At 49.8% G+C, this 20,225-nt stretch carries 15 protein-coding genes and 1 riboswitch; of the genes, 11 read left to right on the plus strand and 4 right to left on the minus strand.

Annotated features, from left to right (window positions below; genetic code table 11):
• Positions 1-52 precede the first annotated feature (52 nt).
• From kduD to trxB, 4 genes are all read left to right on the plus strand, one after another.
• Positions 53-805 carry a 2-dehydro-3-deoxy-D-gluconate 5-dehydrogenase KduD gene (gene kduD, locus M1D61_RS04045; RefSeq protein ID WP_458121270.1) on the plus strand — a complete coding sequence of 251 codons (753 nt, stop codon included), beginning with the start codon at positions 53-55 and terminating at the stop codon, positions 803-805.
• A gap of 33 nt (positions 806-838) precedes the next feature.
• Complete coding sequence (locus M1D61_RS04050) at positions 839-1,708, plus strand: sugar phosphate isomerase/epimerase family protein (protein WP_458121271.1); 870 nt, start codon at positions 839-841, stop codon at positions 1,706-1,708.
• A gap of 167 nt (positions 1,709-1,875) precedes the next feature.
• Positions 1,876-2,691, plus strand: a complete 816-nt coding sequence (locus tag M1D61_RS04055) for an SDR family NAD(P)-dependent oxidoreductase (RefSeq protein WP_458121272.1) — start codon at positions 1,876-1,878, stop codon at positions 2,689-2,691.
• Between the two features lie 339 nt (positions 2,692-3,030).
• Positions 3,031-3,972 carry a thioredoxin-disulfide reductase gene (gene trxB / locus M1D61_RS04060; protein ID WP_458121273.1) on the plus strand — a complete coding sequence of 314 codons (942 nt, stop codon included), beginning with the start codon at positions 3,031-3,033 and terminating at the stop codon, positions 3,970-3,972.
• Between the two features lie 635 nt (positions 3,973-4,607).
• On the opposite strand, the gene M1D61_RS04065 is transcribed toward trxB, so the two are convergent.
• Positions 4,608-4,805, minus strand: a complete 198-nt coding sequence (locus M1D61_RS04065; protein WP_046216121.1) for a hypothetical protein — start codon at positions 4,803-4,805, stop codon at positions 4,608-4,610.
• 375 nt (positions 4,806-5,180) lie between these two features.
• Here M1D61_RS04065 and M1D61_RS04070 point away from each other — a divergent pair, with 375 nt between their 5' ends.
• Complete coding sequence (locus tag M1D61_RS04070; RefSeq protein WP_458121274.1) at positions 5,181-5,531, plus strand: hypothetical protein; 351 nt, start codon at positions 5,181-5,183, stop codon at positions 5,529-5,531.
• A gap of 503 nt (positions 5,532-6,034) precedes the next feature.
• Here the strand turns inward: M1D61_RS04070 and M1D61_RS04075 are convergent.
• Positions 6,035-7,198, minus strand: coding sequence for an ROK family transcriptional regulator (locus M1D61_RS04075; protein WP_458121275.1), 1,164 nt, complete (start codon positions 7,196-7,198; stop codon positions 6,035-6,037).
• A gap of 195 nt (positions 7,199-7,393) precedes the next feature.
• Between M1D61_RS04075 and xylA the strand changes: the two genes are divergently transcribed.
• The 4 genes from xylA (at position 7,394) to M1D61_RS04095 (ending at position 13,555) form a co-directional block, all read left to right on the plus strand.
• Complete coding sequence (gene xylA, locus M1D61_RS04080; RefSeq protein WP_458121276.1) at positions 7,394-8,710, plus strand: xylose isomerase; 1,317 nt, start codon at positions 7,394-7,396, stop codon at positions 8,708-8,710.
• 225 nt (positions 8,711-8,935) lie between these two features.
• Positions 8,936-10,432 (plus strand): xylulokinase, encoded by a 1,497-nt coding sequence (xylB, locus tag M1D61_RS04085; protein ID WP_458121277.1) that lies wholly within the window; start codon positions 8,936-8,938, stop codon positions 10,430-10,432.
• A 545-nt stretch (positions 10,433-10,977) separates the two neighbouring features.
• Positions 10,978-12,102, plus strand: a complete 1,125-nt coding sequence (locus tag M1D61_RS04090) for a transglutaminase domain-containing protein (protein ID WP_458121278.1) — start codon at positions 10,978-10,980, stop codon at positions 12,100-12,102.
• Positions 12,103-12,607: 505 nt separating this feature from the next.
• A complete protein-coding gene (locus M1D61_RS04095) occupies positions 12,608-13,555 on the plus strand; it encodes a glycoside hydrolase family 43 protein (RefSeq protein WP_458122404.1) in 948 nt (315 codons plus the stop codon).
• A 153-nt stretch (positions 13,556-13,708) separates the two neighbouring features.
• Here the strand turns inward: M1D61_RS04095 and M1D61_RS04100 are convergent, their stop codons facing one another.
• Both M1D61_RS04100 and M1D61_RS04105 read right to left on the minus strand, forming a co-directional pair.
• Positions 13,709-15,178 carry an amino acid permease gene (locus tag M1D61_RS04100; protein ID WP_458121279.1) on the minus strand — a complete coding sequence of 490 codons (1,470 nt, stop codon included), beginning with the start codon at positions 15,176-15,178 and terminating at the stop codon, positions 13,709-13,711.
• 107 nt (positions 15,179-15,285) lie between these two features.
• Positions 15,286-15,482, minus strand: a riboswitch (Lysine riboswitch).
• A 158-nt stretch (positions 15,483-15,640) separates the two neighbouring features.
• The gene (locus M1D61_RS04105) at positions 15,641-16,792 is read right to left on the minus strand and encodes a virulence factor (RefSeq protein ID WP_458121280.1); all 1,152 of its coding nucleotides are present in this window, start codon (positions 16,790-16,792) and stop codon (positions 15,641-15,643) included.
• Positions 16,793-17,340: 548 nt separating this feature from the next.
• Between M1D61_RS04105 and M1D61_RS04110 the strand changes: the two genes are divergently transcribed.
• Positions 17,341-18,459, plus strand: a complete 1,119-nt coding sequence (locus tag M1D61_RS04110; RefSeq protein WP_458121281.1) for a helix-turn-helix transcriptional regulator — start codon at positions 17,341-17,343, stop codon at positions 18,457-18,459.
• Positions 18,460-18,931: 472 nt separating this feature from the next.
• Positions 18,932-20,032: an MBL fold metallo-hydrolase gene (locus M1D61_RS04115; protein ID WP_458121282.1), complete on the plus strand. Its 1,101-nt coding sequence runs from the start codon at positions 18,932-18,934 to the stop codon at positions 20,030-20,032.
• Positions 20,033-20,225: the final 193 nt, after the last annotated feature.

Raw genomic sequence — 20,225 nt, forward strand, 5'->3', positions numbered from 1 at the left:
CCGGATTAGAACAGGGAATAACAGCAATCCAATTACAGGAGGATGAGCAGGGATGAAAGCATTTGATTTGAGCGGTAAGGTAGCACTCGTAACCGGTGCAAGCGGCGGACTCGGTCAGGGAATGGCACTGGGCCTGGCAGAAGCTGGAGCCGATGTGGTCTGTGTCTCCTATTCGAGCAGTGACGAGACGGTGAGCAAGATCCGCGAATTGGGCAGAGACGCCCATTCCATCGAAGCCGATCTGAGCCAGCATGACCGGCTGGAGGATGTGGTGAAGCAGGCGCTGGCGTTCAAGGGACGTATCGATATTCTAGTCAACAATGCAGGTATTATCCGCCGTACACCGGCTGTCGATCACTCCTGGAAAGACTTTGCCGATGTGATCGACATTAATCTGGAGACGGTATTCTATCTGTCCCAGCTGGTCGGCCGCCATATGATCGAACGCGGCAGCGGCAAAATTATCAGCGTCGCTTCGATGCTGTCCTATCAGGGCGGAATCAATGTACCCGGATATACGGCGAGCAAGCATGGGGTGGCCGGTATTACCAAAGCACTGGCCAATGAATGGGCCTCCAAAGGCATCCAGATCAATGCGATTGCGCCGGGTTATATGATGACCGACAACACGGCTCCGATCGTCGCCGATCAGGCACGCTTCGATGCGATTACCGAGCGTATTCCTGCGGGGCGCTGGGGCAAAGCGGAAGACATGAAGGGACCGATTGTATTCCTCGCTTCCGAAGCTTCGGATTATCTGAATGGACATATTATCTGCGTGGATGGCGGATGGATGGCACGTTAAACCAGCTTCATGACTGAATCGGGAGGTGTCACCATGAGACAGGCAGTATTATCGCATCTATACGGCAAGCAGCCCGTCGCCGATCTGGCGGCCAGAGTCGCAGAGGGTGGATTCAAGGGCGTGCAGCTCGCCCTCGCCAAAGCGATCTCCGATGTGGATACGAGCACTGGCAAGCTAAGTCCCGGACTCGGCCATATGATCGCCGAACAATTCGATCGTCACGGCGTCCGCATCGCTGTACTCGGCTGTTATATCGATCCGGTCCATCCGGACCTGGAGATCCGGCGGCAGGAGATTAATCGGTTCAAGGAACATCTGCGTTATGCCCGTGACTTTGGCTGCAGCATGGTCGCTACAGAGACCGGCTCTCTGACTACCTATCAGCAAGCTTACCCGGACAGCTACCGGGAAGTCGGCTGGAAAGTACTGCGGGAAACTGTCTCGGAACTGGCCGAGGAAGCGGAGAAATGGGGCGTACATATGGCGATCGAGCCGGTTGCCGTACATACGCTGCATACGGCGGAGCTGATGGAGCGATTGATCGAAGAAGTGCCTTCCTCCACCGTAGGCATGCTGTTTGATCCGTGCAATATGATGAAGCATGAATTTATGGATGACCAGCAGTCGTTTTTGCGTGGGGTATTTGAGAAGCTGGCGGAACGGATCATTCTCATCCATGCCAAGGATATTCGCTTCACCGAGGATGGCACCAAGCAGGAATGCGTGGCTGGCACCGGTATGCTCGATTATCCGTATTTCTTTGAGCTGCTGCAGCAGTACAAGCCGCATATCGATATCTCGCTGGAAGGGGCAACCCGGGAGCAGCTGCCGGAAGCTTCCCTTTATATGCGCCGGATCTGGCAGGAGACGCTGGACAAGCGGCACACACCGACGAACGGTTAAATAACAGCAAACAGTAAAGGGACAGTCATCCGTACTGTCCTTTTTGTCATGCCTGGCGCATGGTAAGGAACATACCCAAGCAGGAATATATTTGGTGCTATAACATACGTTTACCATACAAACAGCGGGGTAATGATCAACATAAACGATCTGAAGGGAGCATCATTATGACGAATCTACAACAGGAGCAGCATCGCAAGGTTGCACTCGTAACCGGTGCTGGCATCGGATTAGGCCGGGGAATCGCCAAGATCCTCGCACAAAAGGGTTATCGGTTGGCGATTACCTATTATTCCGATTCGGAGGATGTACAATCCGTATCCGAGGAGTTGGCTCATATCTATGGCGCCGCCCCGCTGGTTATTCAGAGTGATCTAACCAATCAGGATGAAGTGAAATCAACGATTGAGCAGGCGGTGGAGCATTATGGACGCATTGATCTGTTGGTAAATAACTCGGGTGGCGGAGAATCCTCACCGCTGCTGGATTTGAATAAAGACGATTTTAACCGGATGATCGATCTGAATTACCGGGCGCCGATTCTGGCGACGCGCTATGCGGCACAGGCGATGATCGACCGCGAGATTCCCGGTAATATCATCTATATTACTTCTTCCCGGGGAGAGCGGGCTTATCCGGGGGACAGCATTTACGGCGGGATGAAGGCAGCATTGATCCGTTCCAGTGCCTCTCTGGCGCTGGAACTGGCGCCTCATGGTATCCGGGTCAACTGCGTCGCACCGGGTGCCACTGTTAACCGGATGGATCAGAATGCACTGACCGAACCGCTCGGCAAAAAGATTCCGCTCGGCCGTATGGGCACACCTGCCGATATCGGAGAAGCAGTAGCCTGGCTCGCTTCAGACGAAGCTTCCTATATTACAGGCATTAACCTGCGTGTAGATGGAGGTCTGATTCTGCCGGGTATGCCGGAAGATGTATCCGATGAAGCAGGATACGGATGGGGCAAAGTGTACGATTGATAGGCAGCCGATAGACATTTAGTTCGATTATACAGGGTGTAATAGAGGGTGAATCTCCCGGAGTACGAGGGGATTTGCCTTTTGCCGTTTCATCAAAACTTCATTTGACTCCGAACACATGTGGCAGCATAATAATAATATCTTAAAAACAAATAAATTGTATACAACTTAATTATTCGCATGTATAATAATATAACTTCCAACTCTAATATAAGCCTAATTTAAATTTTCGTTGATCAAGTAATGGCGTATGTGCAGCATGATCGGTTTTGACCTGTTCTATGGGCATAATTGAATGTATTGCAGCGCCGCACTCATAATATAAATGGAGGAATTTAAATGTACAAATCCGTTATTATCGGTACCGGACCTGCCGGCCTGACTGCTGCGATTTATCTGGCTCGTGCCAATATGAGCCCGCTGGTGATCGAAGGACCACAGCCAGGTGGACAGCTGACCACCACGACTGAAATCGAGAACTTCCCGGGCTTCCCGGAAGGCATCATGGGTCCCGAACTGATGGACAATATGCGCAAGCAGGCAGAGCGCTTTGGCGCCGAATTCTTCACCGGCTGGGTCGACAGCGTGGACATGTCCGAGCGTCCATTCAAGCTGCAGGTCGAAGGTAAAGGCGAGATCGTCGCCGAGACGCTGATCATCTCTACCGGTGCCACAGCCAAGTACCTGGGCATCCCGAACGAGCAGGACAATATCGGCCGCGGTGTCAGCACCTGTGCGACCTGTGACGGTTTCTTCTTCCGCAACAAAGAGATTATCGTGGTGGGCGGCGGCGACTCCGCTCTGGAAGAAGCCAGCTTCCTGACCCGCTTTGCTTCCAAAGTAACCCTCGTGCATCGCCGTGATGAACTGCGCGCTTCCAAAATCATGCAGGATCGCGCACGCAGCAACGAGAAAATCGAGTGGGCGCTGAACAATACACCTGTTGAAGTGGTAGCAGGCGATATGGGCGTTACCGGCCTGAAAGTAATGAACAATACAACCGGCCAGGAAGAAGTGATCCCGGCGCACGGCGTATTCGTAGCGATCGGTCACCACCCGAACACCGGATTCCTCGGCGGACAGATCACGACCGATGAGAATGGTTACATCGTGACCACTCCAGGTACAGCCGAGACCAATATCCCCGGCGTATTCGCCTGTGGTGATGTACAGGATACCAAGTATCGCCAGGCGATCACTGCAGCAGGCAGCGGCTGTATGGCAGCGATGGATGCTGAGAAATTCATCGAAGCGATGGAGCATGCAGCGGTAAAAATGTAATTCGGCAGGTATATGCGACAAACAAAGAACATGGTTTTGCATCTCGTCCTGATGATTGGTTTGCAGCTGTGTTTGCTGGATGTATATTATAAAAAAAGAGTATATCAATCGGCTGGATATGTGCGTACTGCACATTCCGGCTTTTTTGATTTTTTGAAAATAAAAGTAAAGGTCTACAGCGGACATTGTTGTCCACAGAACTCATTTTACAGAAGTGCTGTTTATGGTAAAGGGAGGAGCAGCTGCTTGTAATGCAGCATCGGTTCTGATCACAAATAAGTATTCCTGTTTCTGACCGTTTCTGTCATAAACTTCCTTGATTCACAGCGAGCTTCATCATATCCCGGGATGATTTTGAATAGGTATCCTGATCATTTTTCTGCAAATAGAATCTGTAATTGCTGCTTCTGAGGGAGCGGTTCAACAGGAATTCTTCCACTTACAATAAAAGGAATAAGATGACAATGCTGGTACTATTGCACGGTACATTCGAATGAGTACTTTATTATTGTCCGCATAAATAAAGCCAGTGAGCGGACGATATGCTCACTGGCTTTATTGGGATTACACACTAGTGCCGATTCATACAAATGAACTCATATACATGCGACTTCACTATCGTCTGTTTTTCAATACTAGAACCAGACACTCGATATGGCCTGAAAAATCAGAAAAATTCCAAAACCGGCCATTAACAAAGACATGCCTTTTTTTCGCTTGGCCTGTGAGAAGTTAAACACACCCAGACTGAGCAGAGGAACAATGATGAGCGCGAATAAGAACATCATAAAGTAGAAAGGCAGCGAAATGTCGGCAGTTCCCCAGAAATTCATGGTTGCTCTCTCCGTTTCACAAATGGTTGATCTCTATCTATTTATATGTTTGTATAGCGGCTGTGACAGCCTTTTCTTTTTAAATATTCTACAATTACCAATAACGAAATTATAGATCATAATACCGAGTCCGGTTCATCCTAAATAAGGCAATTTTACGTCAAATTTTAAGCAATTTAGTGAGCAGTCGTCTTATGGTATCAGGTGCATGTCGATTGTGTGGCATGGCGGTCTGTAAAGGGAGGGAGAAAAATCGCTGACCTATTTAATAAATCTATAACCGGCTGATCGACAATGGCATAGCTGGCCTATTGTTTTCTCTTATATTCCGAGTATAATACTCGGTATAAAAAGAATGCAAAGGTGTGAATGACTGTGAACCGTATTCAGAAAATAATATCGGAACGTAATGACGATTATCTGGACCTGCTGAATTATGCGATCCAGCTCGGCGACCTGAAATGGCAGCAGGAGATTCTGGAGAGGCTGTCCCACTGGAACACATCCAGCGAATGGGCGACCATGGAGAACCTGTGGAGAGAATTTGACCGTATCAATTATAAATTAATGCAAGTATATGAAGATATTCGCCAGAGCACGGGCGAACTATCCAAAAAGAAGCTGCTTCAGCAGTGGTGGGAGCTCAAGCTGCAGCGTATCCATGTCTCCCGTCAGATCCAGGCCGAGACGACCGAACAGGACAGCCATGAGCCATCCTGTCACTAGATCCCGCGGAAATAGGATCTGCACAGAAATAAGATGCTGAAAATCTTCGGTAATTAATAAAAATTTTCAGCAGCAAATAGCAATCCGGTATGGAACCTATAAAAAAAGAGAGCCGTACCTGCACCGGCAGACGGCCCTCCATTTATTCATTCCGTTACACGACAAGCCAGTATGCATTCACATCAATGTGAATGCATACTGGCTTGTTTTATATCACTCATCATGGTCATTATCTTCAAGTTATTCATTTTACTCATCATGTCTTCCATACACATACCCATCATCATTTGCAGGCATCTCTATTCCATCGTAAGCAGCTCTTCATCAGTATATTGATGCAGCAGGACTTCAGACGGTTTACAAGATCCGACGCTGTTAGAATGCTACAGAGATGGAAGGAAGACAATCACGAATAAACGAACAGCATAGCTGATGATCACGATCATGATTCAATTCAAATGATAAAATGCAGACGAGACAAATCGGTTAGGGACTCGACATTTTTATACCGATACCCGTACACGTCCCAGAAACTGTGAAATGGCCGCATAGGCTGCCCCGATTACGGTAGACTGGTCGCCCAGTTCGGAATACTGGATGACCAGCTTCTGCCGGTGATACGGCAGGGTGCGCTGCGATACGACTGACTGCACATGCGGCGCTATCCATGGCTGCGCCTGGCGCATATGGCCGCCAATAATAACGACTTCCGGGTTAAAGCTGTTGACCAGATTGGTGATGCCGATCCCAAGGTATTCGCCGATCCGTCGGAACAGCTCGATCGCTTCGGGTTCGTCCCACTGCGCCTGCTGTACCCAGTAGGCGGTAGTGCTGTCCAGCAGCGGATCACGGAGAGCATGATCATAGGCCAGCTCCGACGCATACAGCTCCCAGCACCCTCTGCTGCCGCAGGAGCAGGGCAGACCGTACGCCTCGACCGACATATGACCGGTCTCTCCGGCATAACCGCGTGCGCCCTTGTACGGCTCGCCATCGATAATGATGCCGGAGCCGATCCCCATCCCCACACTGACATAGACCAGATTGCGGACATGCCGTCCAGCGCCAAATTGCAGCTCACCAATCGCACCGGCGTTGGCTTCATTATCGATCGTTACGGGCAGTCCGAACAGCTGCTCCAGTTCCTCGCGCAGCGGTACGCCTTCCCAGCCGAGGTTGGGAGCGAACAGCACATTGCCCAGCGCATCGACCATGCCCGGCACACCGACGCCCATCCCGACCAGCCCGTGCACAGAGGCAGGGATTTCGGTCAGCAGCCGGGTCATCATCTGCTGCATCAGCTCCAGCGTCGTGGCTACCTGATGATCCTGCAAGGGCATCATCTGGCGGGCGATAATATCGCCTTCCAGATCGGTGAGCACGATAGTCAGTTCGTTGACGGTCAGTTCCACACCGGCAGCATAGCCGGCGGTACGGTTGAATTCCAGCATGAGCGGCTTGCGTCCGCCGCTGGACTGTCCTTCTCCGGATTCCAGTACAAGTTGATCGTCAATCAGTTCCTGCACCAGATTGGAGACGGTAGCTTTGTTCAGCCCGATGAGACGGGAGAGACTTGCGCGTGACAGTGGTGCATGCTGGCGGATACTATCGAGCACGAGTGATTTGTTGATTCTTTTGACGAGTGCCTGGTCTCCTGTAATCTTCATGAACGGGTCCCCTTTATTCCATTTTCAAGACTTTGTTTAACGGATAGACAAAGTATGCTGTATATGTTAGGATAGCGATGTAAACGATTTCTTTCAAGCGGCTATTTTGCGCAGCGGACAGCTGACCGGGCAATGGACTACCTGTTCTGCCGTGAAATTTCACGCCCATGAACACATAAGAGGAGGATTTATGTAATGGCTTACTTTGCAAATGTTGAGAAAGTAGCTTATGAAGGTGTCCAATCCAAAAATCCCTATGCTTTCAAATTTTATAACCCGTCCCAGATCGTAGCGGGCAAGACGATGGAAGAACATCTGCGCTTCGGTATGGCTTACTGGCATACACTGGTTGCCGGCGGGGCTGATCCGTTTGGTGTTGAAACCGCTTCCCGGCCTTGGGACTCCTATACAGGCATGGATCTGGCCAAGGCTCGCGTCGAAGGACTGTTTGAGCTGATGGACAAACTGAGCATGCCATACTTCTGTTTCCATGATGTGGATATCGCTCCCGAAGGAGACAGTCTCCGCGAATTTTACAACAATATCGATACGATTGTCGATATGATTGAACAACATATGAAGCAGACCGGCAAAAAACTGCTGTGGAATACAGCCAATATGTTCAGCAACCCACGCTTTATGCACGGTGCGGCATCGACATGCAATGCAGATGTATACGCTCATGCAGCAGCACAGATCAAAAAAGGTCTGGAAGTCGGCAAACGTCTGGGCGCCGAAAACTATGTGTTCTGGGGCGGCCGTGAAGGTTACGAGACGCTGCTGAATACGGACTATGCGCTGGAGCAGGACAATATGGCCCGCATGTTCCATATGGCTGTCGATTATGCCAAGGAAATCGGCTTTGATGCTCAGTTCCTGATCGAACCGAAGCCAAAAGAGCCGACCAAGCACCAGTATGACTTTGATGCGGCTACAGCGATTTCTTTCCTCAAAAAATATGATCTGACCGATCATTTCAAATTGAACCTGGAAGCCAACCATGCCACACTGGCCGGCCATACGTTCCAACATGAGCTGCGCGTGGCCCGTACGGAAGGCATGCTCGGCTCGCTGGATGCGAACCAGGGCGATCTGCTGATCGGCTGGGATACGGATGAATTCCCGGTAGACCTGTATGCAGCAACGACTACCATGTACGAAGTGCTGCAAAATGGCGGTCTGGGCCGCGGCGGTATTAACTTTGATGCCAAAGTACGCCGTCCTTCCTTTACCCCGGATGACCTGGTGATCGCTCATGTAGCCGGTATGGATACATTTGCCAAAGGTCTGACAACAGCAGCACGTCTGCTGGAAGACCGCGTCTTCGAAGATTTTATCGACCAGCGTTACAGCAGCTTCCGCGAAGGCATTGGTGCCGACGTTGTTGGCGGCAAAGCCACACTGTCTTCCTTGGCGGAATATGCACTGAATAACGAGAATCCGCGTCCAAACGAATCCGGCCGCGAAGAGCTGCTCAAAGCGACACTGAACCAGTATTTGGTGACCGAATAAGCGAAATATTGCTCATGGATCATATCTGACATCCATGCTGTACATCGAAGCTGAACAAAGAATGATCGCTTCCCTGGGTCCCGTAAGGGAACAAGCCGGGGAAGCGATTTTTATATGGAGTGATGGAAATGGGCCATCGGGCAGGACAGAGCGACAGATTCACAAGAAACGATATCGGTATACTTAGAAAATGGCTGTGCAAGCAGCTTCCGAGGAGGAACAGGGATGAGCTATGTAATTGGAGTCGATCTCGGTACCAGCGCGGTCAAGACCGTGCTGGTCAACAAGCAGGGACAGGTAGCATTTGAGACATCGCAGTCCTATCCGTTATCCCAGCCCAAGCCGGGATACAGCGAGCAGAACCCCGAGGATTGGGTAGAGCAGACGCTGATCTCGCTGGGCAGATTGCTGGAAGTGTCCGGCGTACAAGCAGAGGAGATAGAGGGCATGAGCTTCTCCGGACAGATGCATGGTCTGGTTCTGCTGGATCAGGATCATCAGGTTGTACGTCCGGCCATACTGTGGAATGATACACGCACGACCGCCCAGTGCCGCCGGATCGAGCAGGAGCTTGGTGCGGATCTGCTGGGAATCGCCCGCAACCGTGCGCTGGAAGGATTTACTTTGCCCAAAATGCTGTGGGTACAGGAGCATGAGCCGGATAACTGGAGCCGGGCCGCCCTGTTCCTACTGCCCAAGGATTATGTACGCTACCGGCTGACCGGTGATCTGGCGATGGATTATTCGGATGCGGCCGGTACGCTGCTGCTGGATATTACCGCCAAATCCTGGAGCGAGCGGATCGCAGGAGCATTTGATCTGCCGCTGTCGCTCTGTCCGCGGTTGGTGGAATCCTTTGACGATGTGGGTGGACTGCTGCCGGAAGTGGCGGAGCGTACCGGACTTGGCAGCAGCATACGTGTCTATGCAGGCGGCGCGGATAATGCCTGCGGAGCGATTGGTGCAGGTATTCTGACCGAGGGACAGACGATGTGCAGTATCGGTACCTCCGGGGTCGTGCTGTCCTACGAAGAGCGCAAAGATCTGGATTTTGAAGGCAAAGTGCACTTTTTCAATCATGGGGAAAAGGATGCCTTTTACATTATGGGTGTGACGCTGGCGGCCGGTTACAGCCTGGAATGGTTCCGCAGTACGTTCGGCAGGAATCAGTCGTTTGAGGAACTGCTGGAGGGTGTTGACGGGATTGCGGCAGGAGCCGAAGGGCTGCTGTTCACTCCATACATTGTCGGCGAGCGCACACCGCATCCGGATGCGGATATTCGCGGCAGCTTTATTGGGATGGATGCTTCGCACAAGCTGCCGCATTTTGCTCGTGCGGTGTTGGAAGGTATCACCTTCTCGCTGCGGGAGTCGATTGATATTTTGCGTGCATCCGGCAAGACGATCACCGAAGTAATCTCCATCGGGGGTGGGGCGCGCAATGAAACGTGGCTGCAAATGCAGGCGGATATTTTCAATGCCCGGGTGATCCGGCTGGAGAATGAACAGGGACCGGCGATGGGGGCGGCGATGCTGGCAGCTTATGGCAGCTGCTGGTTTGATTCGCTGGCCGACTGTGCAGCGGCGTTCCTGCGCACATCCAGATCGTATGAACCGGACGGGGAGCGGACAGAGCGCTATAATCAGCTGTTTGCCATCTACCAGGAGATCTACAGCCAGACGGCCGATCTGAACAGGCGGCTGGCTTCGTTTAGAGGATAGGGCGGACTGGAAGTCAGTCAGCTGGCAGAATCCTGCCGCAAGCGGCCGGAGCACTATTTAAAGTGATAGTATAGCGTCGATACACATACGACAGCCCTCTTTCTACCATGGAAAGAGGGTTGTGTTCATTTCAGAGGAGATGCCTGTTCAGTGGGATAAGCGGTACATTTGATTATAGAAGCAAAAAAGTTTTACAATAAGTTAGCTGAACCAAGTATACTGTATTGGACCAGGTTCCTTTCCTACTAGGAAAAGAAATCGACTCCTTTATGTAAAACAGGAAATAAGACTATTCGGCACTCTAATATTACACTTTTTCCCAAAAAAACAGAGACGTTAAGCGCAACTATTTGCGGCCGGATGCGTATTATCTATGGGTTTATTTATGAAATGCCGGGTTTAAGGCAGGATCAGGTTTTGTACAGCATTATACACACATAAATGATATTTATCGGTAAAGCGTCCTCATTCTATTAATGAAACCGGCCCATCTGCCGATAAATATAATCAGACGCAAATCATATGAGAAGGGCGGTTACATCTGCATGAAAACATCAAGTTCACTCTGGGTTAAGACCCTTCTGGCCGGAACCATCCTGTTTACAGGGCTTCCAGCTGTCACTCCCAACCAGGCTATCTATGCGGCCTCCTCACAGGTAACCGTTAACAATTCGACCGATGTTACCAGTGCGCTCTATAATTCACTGATGAATCGTGATGCCGAAATCACTCTTTTATATAAAGGAAGTACCAGCGGTCTGAAAGCAATGCTGCAGAATTCATTTGAAAATGCGCTGGAGAAAGATCCGTATACCCAGTACATTCTGGACAGCTATGGACTGAGTTGGCGTCAGAATGCCTATTCTGCACGGGTCACCGTGACCATGAACTACCGTGAGACGACCGCCCAGACCGGCTATGTCAAAAACAAGGTAAAGCAGATTCTCTCCAATATCGTTTCTTCCAGCATGAATGACCACGAAAAGGTCAAAGCGATTCATGACTGGGTCGTGCGCAATGTGAAATACGATGAGACGTATACCCGCTATACCGCCTACGAGGCACTTCATGACGGTACAGCCGTCTGTCAGGGATATGCCCTGCTGACGTATGAACTGCTCAAGGAAGCCGGCGTTCAGAACATGATTGCCGAGGGGACAGCAGATGGCGAGCTGCATGCCTGGAACCTGGTCAATCTGGATGGCAAATGGTACCATCTCGATACGACCTGGGATGATCCGGTACCCGATCAGGGGAATGATGTGCAGACCACTTACTATCTGCTGACCGACTCCCAGATGAAGCAGGATCACAAATGGACCAAAACCTATCCGGCAGCGAACACTACGTATCACAGCACGCTGGATCAGCTGATCGCAGCAGGCGGTCCCAAAACAAGCATTTATCAGCAGCTGGCTAAAACGCTGAACTACGTATCTACGGCCAGCGAATCCGAAGTGATTAGCTCGGCAGCTGCCCTGAAGTCACAGGTACAGGCGGCCCGGACGGCAGGCAAGAACGCTGTTTCCTTCCGCTACAGCGGCAGTCTGACCAGTCTGAAAAATGACCTTCGCGGTCTGTCCTCGGTCGGTCTGAAGTCACTGTCCTACAGCGTGAAGTCGATCAACAGCACCAATGATCTGAAAGTGACACTAAGCTGGAACAAATAAATTTTACAGTAAGTGGATCAAATATGGATGAACAGGAAGACCTGATGGCTGGATGCGATCAGGTCTTTTTTTTCATCATAATGGGGTTGGAATGAAGAGGGGAAGCCTGATATGGAGTATTCAATGAGTCTGTAGAAATTTCAATTTTAAACTGTTCATTTGGAAAAAAATAGAAAAGTGCATTCGCTGCTTACTTCTATATTATTATATGATTTTTATTTGGAAAATAATTGAATAATAGAAAAGTACATATACATGCGTATATTAATCAATAATAACCTTTACAAATTAATGTTTTTAAATATTAATCAACTTTATTGTTAACTATTAAAAGTACAAAAGATACCTAAAGTTCTATTACATAAAAATACGTGAATATTATATTTCACTTTTCTGGAAGCGCTTTATAATTAAGTATAGACATTGAGCGGCGCAGGCTGGTATTCAGTGTTAAATCGATTCAGAAGGGTGGAATTTTTTGCGTATGAAACGTAAAGTACTTATTATGCTGGTTATTATGACACTGCTTGTTCCTATTTTTGCCGATACCAAAGGGTTTGCAGCACATTGGGCATTAAGCGGAGAAGTAGGCGCTCATGATCCTACACTTATCAAAGAAGGAAACAGCTGGTATGCTTTTTCAACTGGCACTGGTATTCAGGTATTAAAATCAGATAACGGAAGTAACTTTTATCGTGTACCGCAGATATTCTTGACGCAGCCTTCCTGGTGGAAACAGTACGCACCTGGATTGACTGGCGATCGAACACTTGATGTATGGGCACCGGATGTTAAGAGTTATAATGGTCGTGTATGGTTGTATTATGCGATTTCTTCCGAGTTCGGTAAAAACATATCAGCAATCGGTCTGGTTTCAGCCAGCAGCGTAGGCGCAGGTAACTGGCGAGATGAAGGTGTAGTGCTCACCAGCAATACATCCAGCAACTTCAATGCCATTGATCCTGAACTGGTTATTGATAAAGACGGCAATCCTTGGCTCGCGTTTGGTTCATTCTGGTCGGGACTTAAACTGACTCGTCTGGATAAAAATACAATGAAACCAACAGGCAGCATCAGTTCCATTGCCTATCGTCCTACAGGCGATCATGAAATTGAAGCACCAGCTATTACGTATAATGCACAAACAGGATACTATTATTTATTTGCTTCTATGGATAAATGCTGCAGCGGTGCGAACAGCACTTACAAAATCGTATACGGACGTTCCAAAAGCATCACCGGTCCTTATGTGGACAAAAACGGTGTAAGCATGATGAATGGTGGCGGTACGATTCTGGATGCAGGTAATGATCGCTGGAGAGGTCCAGGTGGACAGGATATCTACAATAACATTATTATCCGACATTCTTATGATGCCACAACACCTAAAGGTGATCCAAAAATGTTAATCAGCGATCTGAAGTTTGATTCAGCCGGCTGGCCAACCTATTAGCAAACAAAGACTGACGTGTCGAGTGCACGGATAAGCAAATAACAAAAGCCTTTCCCGGCAAGAGACCTGCATTCAGAGGTCAATCTTTATGGGAAAGGCTTTTTTATTATATCTCATTAGCTCACAGCAGATAACTTATGAAATGTCCTGTATTTACTCGTGTCTGGCACCAGTGTCCAGATCACATTCGGTCAGTGGTACGATTTTGGTTTTTTTGCTGAATTTATAACCCAGCCACAGGATCAAGAACAAAGGTACTGTAATATAAGTAGCAAAAATGGATTTCCAGTCGATCGCTTCCGGTGTGATATAGCTCAGACTTTGCCCCACAATAACGATCGCACATAGTACAAAAGCGAATAGTGGACCAAACGGGAACCATTTTGCCAAAAATGGTAGTTCATGAATATCGCGCCCCTGTGCATGGAAAGCACGGCGGAAGCGGTAATGGCTGATTGCAATTCCCAGCCAGGTAATAAATCCGCACATACCGGAAGCGTTCAGCAGCCAGTTATACACAACTCCATCGCCAAATAATGAAGCGAAGAACGCCAGCATACCGAATGCAGCGGTGACGATCAGTGCATTTTGCGGCACACCGCGTCGATTGAGCCGGGCAAACATCTTGGGTGCTTTGCCATCACGAGCCAGTGCATACAGTACCCGTGCTGAAGCAAACATGCCTGAGTTACCGGCAGACAATACAGAAGAGAGAATAACAGCGTTCATTACGGCAGCAGCAAAGGCAATGCCGGCTTTTTCAAAAATGAGAGTAAATGGACTCACTGCGATATCGGTAATATCATCTCCAAGCAGTGATGGGGTGGTATAAGGAATAATTAATCCGATCACAAGAATCGCCAGGATGTAGAAAATAAGAATACGCCAGAATACCTGACGAATGGCACGCGGCACATGCTGTCTTGGATTCTCACTCTCACCGGCAGCCACGCCAATCAGCTCGGTACCCTGAAAGGAGAAACCAGCTGCCATAAAGACACCGATAAAGGCAAGCAATCCACCGTGAAATGGAGCATCACCCAGTGTGAAGTTACGGAATCCGATCACTTCTCCGCCCATTACGCCGATGATCATCAACACGCCCACAACCAAGAACACAATGACCACAGCGATCTTAATCATGGCAAACCAGTATTCGGCCTCACCGTATCCTTTGACCGATAGAACGTTCAACAGGAAGATAATCGCCAGAAACAGAAAGCTCCAAATAAATGATGAACTATCCGGAAACCAGTATTTGATAATAATCGTAGCAGCAACGAGCTCTGCGGCAATTGTAACCGCCCAGTTGTACCAGAAGTTCCAACCCATCGCAAAGCCAAAAGCAGGATCGACAAAACGAGCAGCATACGTATTAAATGAACCGGAATCCGGCATATACGTTGCCATCTCCCCCAGACTGTTCATCAGAAAATAAACCATAATACCCACACAGGCATAAGCCAGCAGGGCACCGCCAGGGCCAGCACCAGCTACCGCACCGCCGCTGGCGAGAAATAATCCTGTCCCGATGGAACCGCCGAGGGCGATCATCGTCATATGTCTGGCACGCAGACCAGCGCGGAGCTTGTGCTCCGGCGCAGATTTCACATTTGAACTCATAATGCTTGTGTACACTCCTTCATCATCGTCCAGGGAAAAGGAGCAATAAAAAAATAGACCGCTGGCAAGCTGCGATCTATTTTGATAGAATCCGCATCCGACTTTCCCTTTAAGATAGCTCAACACAATGAAAGGCTTGGATTTTTTCATTGTGACAGTTCTGCCCCTTTCGAGTACAGCCCCAGCACAGATATCCAGAGCGGATACCTGAACTTCGGCAGCAGGACCTTTTTAATCGGCGTCACTGGTGGCTCTTGCACCTGTTCCGATTATACTGATTCATGCTGCGACCTCTACCTCATCCGGTTAAGCTGATGAGGCATATTATTCAATTAGTGGTATCTGTCAGCAGACGACTAAGTGTATAGTTGGCTTAGAGGTTTAACTGACATGAACGTGTTACAGTATACGATTTCGCAGAAGATTTGGCAATGATTTTTTGAACCGTTCATGGGAATTTCATTATTCGGCTCCATTGCTTTGCTGGCGGCTCTTCGCCATTTGCTGCCAGATCGTTCCGGCGGCTTCTTCACCGGATTCGATGCGTTCAAGCGCCATTCTGGCCTGCAGGCTGACTTCGAATTCGGGATCTTCGACAGCGGATTCCAGCGCTTCACGGGCTTCTTCGGTGCCGACCTCGTACAGGAAGCGGGCAGCACGCCAGCGGACGAGCTTGCTGCTGTCCTGCAGGGTGCGGAGCATGGCCGGAGTCGCAGATGGATCGCCGATATCGGACAGGGTATCACCAGCGGTACGGCGGACGGCAGCCGATTTGTCTTCCAGTGCACGATAGAGCAGCTCCATCGCAGCCGGTGTTTTCAGATCGCCCAGATAGACGACCGCGAGGCGGCGAATCTGCATTTTCTCATCGGAGAGTGCCTTTTCGATCAGCGGCAGGCTGTCTTCAGTCGGCTCCAGTACGTCAAAGGCGGCGTAGCGGGCACGCCAGTCTTCGCTGTTCATCGCTTCTGTAATCTCATCCAGTGTCATGCCGCGGCGCTGCTCGACGAATTCCTCATTGCTGGCACCGTGCGAGATCGCCTGATCGATAATTTTGCGCAGACGTTCCGGCGGGAAAGCCGCTTCCAGTTCCTGCTCGACTTCACGGGCGATATCCGGCAGTTCGCCGTAGCGTACGCCATAGTCGGTCAGCTTGCGCTCTTTGATCATCGTTGCGCTGGCTACTTCGGTCACTGCTTGCACGAACCGTTCGGCGAGGGAGATGCGTTCTTCTTTGGTGCCGGCTTTGACCCGGATCTGCATCGGAATGCCCCGGAAGAACTGGACAAATACATTGGCTTCCCCGAAATGATCACCGGACAGATCTTCCGGCACTTCCAGCTTGTTCTCGACACCTTCCTGGCCCAGCTTCTCCTGCACTTCGTTCAGGATTGCCGACCAGTCGGCACTCGCCCGGCGGTCCAGCGCGACAAAGTCAGCGGTATGGAACACGCTTTTCACACCGTTAATATGCAGCATCTCGCGAATGAAAGAAGGAGCAGAGCGCTCATTGTCCAGCGTATACGTTTTGCGGATACCCTGAGGCAGTTCTTCGTCCAGACGCAGCATCATCGTATTGGGACTTGGTGTAGGTTCGATCGAAATAATTTTCATAAAAGTGTACCTCCATATATCAAATTGTGATTATGCAAAATGCAGATACCCCGTCTGCGAAGCAACGGGCAGACTGCGGTTGAATGGAATTGAAGCATCGGATCTAAGCACATACCTCTCTATCTATTGTAACCCAAAGGGGAAACGGTTGGCACATGAGAAAATGATGAAGACCGGCTCTGCCGCAGAAGGCAGAAAAAAGGCTGCTCTCCCATACAGAAGGAGAGCAGCCTATGCATTATCCTGCATCACGTACCGGCGGACAGACGAATGCACATTACGGCATACCATCGCACATCGTGCGCGGTACCGCCGGATCATCTGGAGATCCGCACGCTTGAGGTAAGCCATTCGTAGTGGACGCTCTATTATATTCGCTGCTTTAGACACGAAAGAACAGGACACACGTATGGCGAGTATCAAAATGGTTCTGAGCCGCAGCTGTCCCGATCAATAGCAGACGTAGAATACATCACAACCCGGATCAAAAGTCTGTCCGCACATTCGATATAATGAAGATACAACAACGCATCACAGGAGGAAGAAATATGAGTGCACAGATACAGGAGATGATCGACTGGCTGGAGCAGCATCTGCTGGAGGAATTTTCGCTGGCCGAACTGGGGCGGAGTGTAGGGTATTCGCCGTATTATTGTTCCTTTCTGTTCCGTCATCATACAGGCATCAGCATGAAAAGGTATATCCAACTGCGCCGCACCTTCCTGTCCAGCATCCGGTTGGCGGAGACGGAAGAGCGGATTATCGATATTGCAGTGGAGCACGGCTACTCGTCACAGGAGGCTTTTTCAAGATCGTTCAAGGATATCTTCGGGATGACACCCCACGCTTTTCGGCAGCATCCCCAGCCGCTGCAATCCTATATCCAATTAAACATTGATCCGTACGGGAGGGAATTAACGATGGACATTTCCAGTAAGCAGGGTATTGAGCAGCTGCAGCAGCACGTCGAGTCACTGTATGAGCATCAGATTCTGAATGTGCTCAACGGGCAGACCATGTATGAACAATTCAAGGCGCAGCAGTGGATGGGAGGAAGCGATTATGTTCCTTTTAATGAAGCGATGTGTGTCCATGAGACGACAGAGGATATTTTCAGCGATTCTTTCTGTAAAGTAAGGGCACAGGGACATCATATATCCAGGGAGCAGTATGAAGTGGTTACCCTGCAGCCGCTGCAAATGCTGAACGATAACGAATACCGCTGCATCGTCCTCTGGTTTGGCGAGGACATGTTCTGTCAGATCAATCTGCTGACCATGCTGGCTTATCTGGAACAGATCGGTTTCGAGGGTACTGTCTATTTCAATGCGGTTCAGGAACAGACGTATGAAGTGAAGCAGACCGAACTTCAACTAGGTTCCTTTACCGGGATCTATCGTCAGGTACTGCTGAACCGGGAAATGCCGCAGCAGCAGCTTCTGCCGGTTATGTATCAGGGCATCCGCCTGTATCTCAACCTGCAGCAGCCCGATAACGAGATAACCGCCTATATTCGCAGCCACCCGGCAGAATCCGCCGAGCCATTAATGCGCAAAATGCTCTCCCTGTTCACTCATTACGGCCTAGGCGACACCCAGTACATGGAACTGATCGCCGCTGTCCGCCAATCCTCTGTATCTGCACCGAATAGCCGCGACCATCAATAGGCAAAAAAATTACAAAACGCAGCATGGTACTACAGAGTAATAAAATATATCTTCGAACTGTATGCCAACTTTAAATTCCCAAACAAAGTAAAAGCGAAGAACCTCTACCACCCGGTAAAGTTCTTCGCTCCCCACAAATGCACCCTGATAAACACATGGCACAATCTCTATCCAATCCCTCCAAGCCCGCCATTCCAATGGCAGACCTGATGTATACGTCCGCTTTATACCACTGTCTGATCTTCCAGCACCGTCTGCGGCTGTCCGAATTTTAGCAATTATGGCAACTCTTTGATACGAGGATATGTAAACCGGGTAATAATCTCTCAGTACCTTTACACTCAGTAACTTCAGACCAATAGGCAAAGAGATGAATAGGTGAACAGATGACCTATCCGCATGGAGTATCCATGCGCAGCATGATCCTGCAGCAGGTAGACTGTAAAGACTCGTTAGGGAGGAATTCTGTCCTATGCCGAAAATTCGCTACAATAATATAGACAATGTCAGCATTGACAAGACGCTCAAACAATTCAAGCAGTGGCGGGAAGATCGCCGCAAGAAATCGAGCAGGGACCGCACGTACGTCGTCCCGCACAAAGAACCGGAAATCGATTATCTGCATGCCAACCGGGAAGATGCTTCTATTACCTGGATTGGACACTCAACCTTTTTCCTGCAGTATGAAGGGCTGAATATTGTCACTGATCCGGTATGGGCGCAGCGGCTGGCTTTTCAGCGTCGGATCGGACAGCCGGGTATCCCGATCGAGGATGTGCCACCGATCGATGTTATTCTAATCTCGCATTCCCATTATGATCATATGCATATCAACTCGATCCGCAAGCTGTACCGCAGTTCGACGACTATTCTGGTACCGGCGGGCCTGAAGTCCAAAATGCTTCGCAAGGGATTCCATCGCTGTCATGAAATGCACTGGTGGGAGACGTTCAAAGTCGGCGATGTGAATATTACCTTCGTCCCAACCCAGCACTGGAGCCGACGGACGCTGCTGGATACGAACACTTCACACTGGGGCGGCTACGTTATCGAGCCGGTTCATCATCCGGTACTGCCGCAGGAGCCGCATCATATCTGGAATACCGAGCAGGATCCGACAGTGCCAAAGCCGGATGTTCCGGTAGTGACCGGCGACCCCGATGGGGATGGTTATATTCATGAGCCACTGCCGCCAACGGTCTATTTTGCCGGAGACAGCGGTTATTTCCCCGGCTTCACCGAGATCGGACGCCGATACAAAATCCACGTGGCTCTAATGCCGATCGGCGCTTATGAACCGGAGTGGTTCCTGAGTTCCCAGCATACGACGCCGGAGGAAGCACTGCGCGCTTTCTGCGATGTCGGCGCGGAGACGATGATTCCGATGCATTATGGGACGTTCAAGCTGGCTGATGATACCGCCAAGGAAGCGCTCGATCGACTGGAAGCCGAGCGTCAGCGCCTTAAGATCGACGCTGACCGGATCCGTGTACTCGGCTATGGAGAGACGCTGGTCGTTCACGGCAATGCCGATGAAGATGCCGATAACGAAGACGAAGAAAATGTGATCTGATATCCGCCAGGAACGCCGGTTGTATGACAAACCGGCGTCTTGGCATACCCGGATAATCACAAAATTTTAAATAAGAAAAGATAGCTGTAATGGTTCGATTACATAAAGTTGTGTGTTATACTATTGCCAACAGTAATTTCATGAAAATGAATACTGCCTTTTTTCATGAAATGAGATAGATTTCATTACACAA

This window comes from Paenibacillus sp. Z6-24 (genome assembly GCF_054161335.1).

Excerpts from the sequence above, each read along its gene's own strand:
- kduD (WP_458121270.1), top strand. The coding sequence starts at position 53 with ATGAAAGCATTTGATTTGAGCGGTAAGGTAGCACTCGTAACCGGTGCA.
- M1D61_RS04050 (WP_458121271.1), top strand. The coding sequence starts at position 839 with ATGAGACAGGCAGTATTATCGCATCTATACGGCAAGCAGCCCGTCGCC.
- M1D61_RS04055 (WP_458121272.1), top strand. The coding sequence starts at position 1,876 with ATGACGAATCTACAACAGGAGCAGCATCGCAAGGTTGCACTCGTAACC.
- trxB (WP_458121273.1), top strand. The coding sequence starts at position 3,031 with ATGTACAAATCCGTTATTATCGGTACCGGACCTGCCGGCCTGACTGCT.
- M1D61_RS04065 (WP_046216121.1), bottom strand. The coding sequence starts at position 4,805 with ATGAATTTCTGGGGAACTGCCGACATTTCGCTGCCTTTCTACTTTATG.
- M1D61_RS04075 (WP_458121275.1), bottom strand. The coding sequence starts at position 7,198 with ATGAAGATTACAGGAGACCAGGCACTCGTCAAAAGAATCAACAAATCA.
- xylA (WP_458121276.1), top strand. The coding sequence starts at position 7,394 with ATGGCTTACTTTGCAAATGTTGAGAAAGTAGCTTATGAAGGTGTCCAA.
- xylB (WP_458121277.1), top strand. The coding sequence starts at position 8,936 with ATGAGCTATGTAATTGGAGTCGATCTCGGTACCAGCGCGGTCAAGACC.
- M1D61_RS04090 (WP_458121278.1), top strand. The coding sequence starts at position 10,978 with ATGAAAACATCAAGTTCACTCTGGGTTAAGACCCTTCTGGCCGGAACC.
- M1D61_RS04095 (WP_458122404.1), top strand. The coding sequence starts at position 12,608 with ATGCTGGTTATTATGACACTGCTTGTTCCTATTTTTGCCGATACCAAA.
- M1D61_RS04100 (WP_458121279.1), bottom strand. The coding sequence starts at position 15,178 with ATGAGTTCAAATGTGAAATCTGCGCCGGAGCACAAGCTCCGCGCTGGT.
- M1D61_RS04105 (WP_458121280.1), bottom strand. The coding sequence starts at position 16,792 with ATGAAAATTATTTCGATCGAACCTACACCAAGTCCCAATACGATGATG.
- M1D61_RS04110 (WP_458121281.1), top strand. The coding sequence starts at position 17,341 with ATGAGTGCACAGATACAGGAGATGATCGACTGGCTGGAGCAGCATCTG.
- M1D61_RS04115 (WP_458121282.1), top strand. The coding sequence starts at position 18,932 with ATGCCGAAAATTCGCTACAATAATATAGACAATGTCAGCATTGACAAG.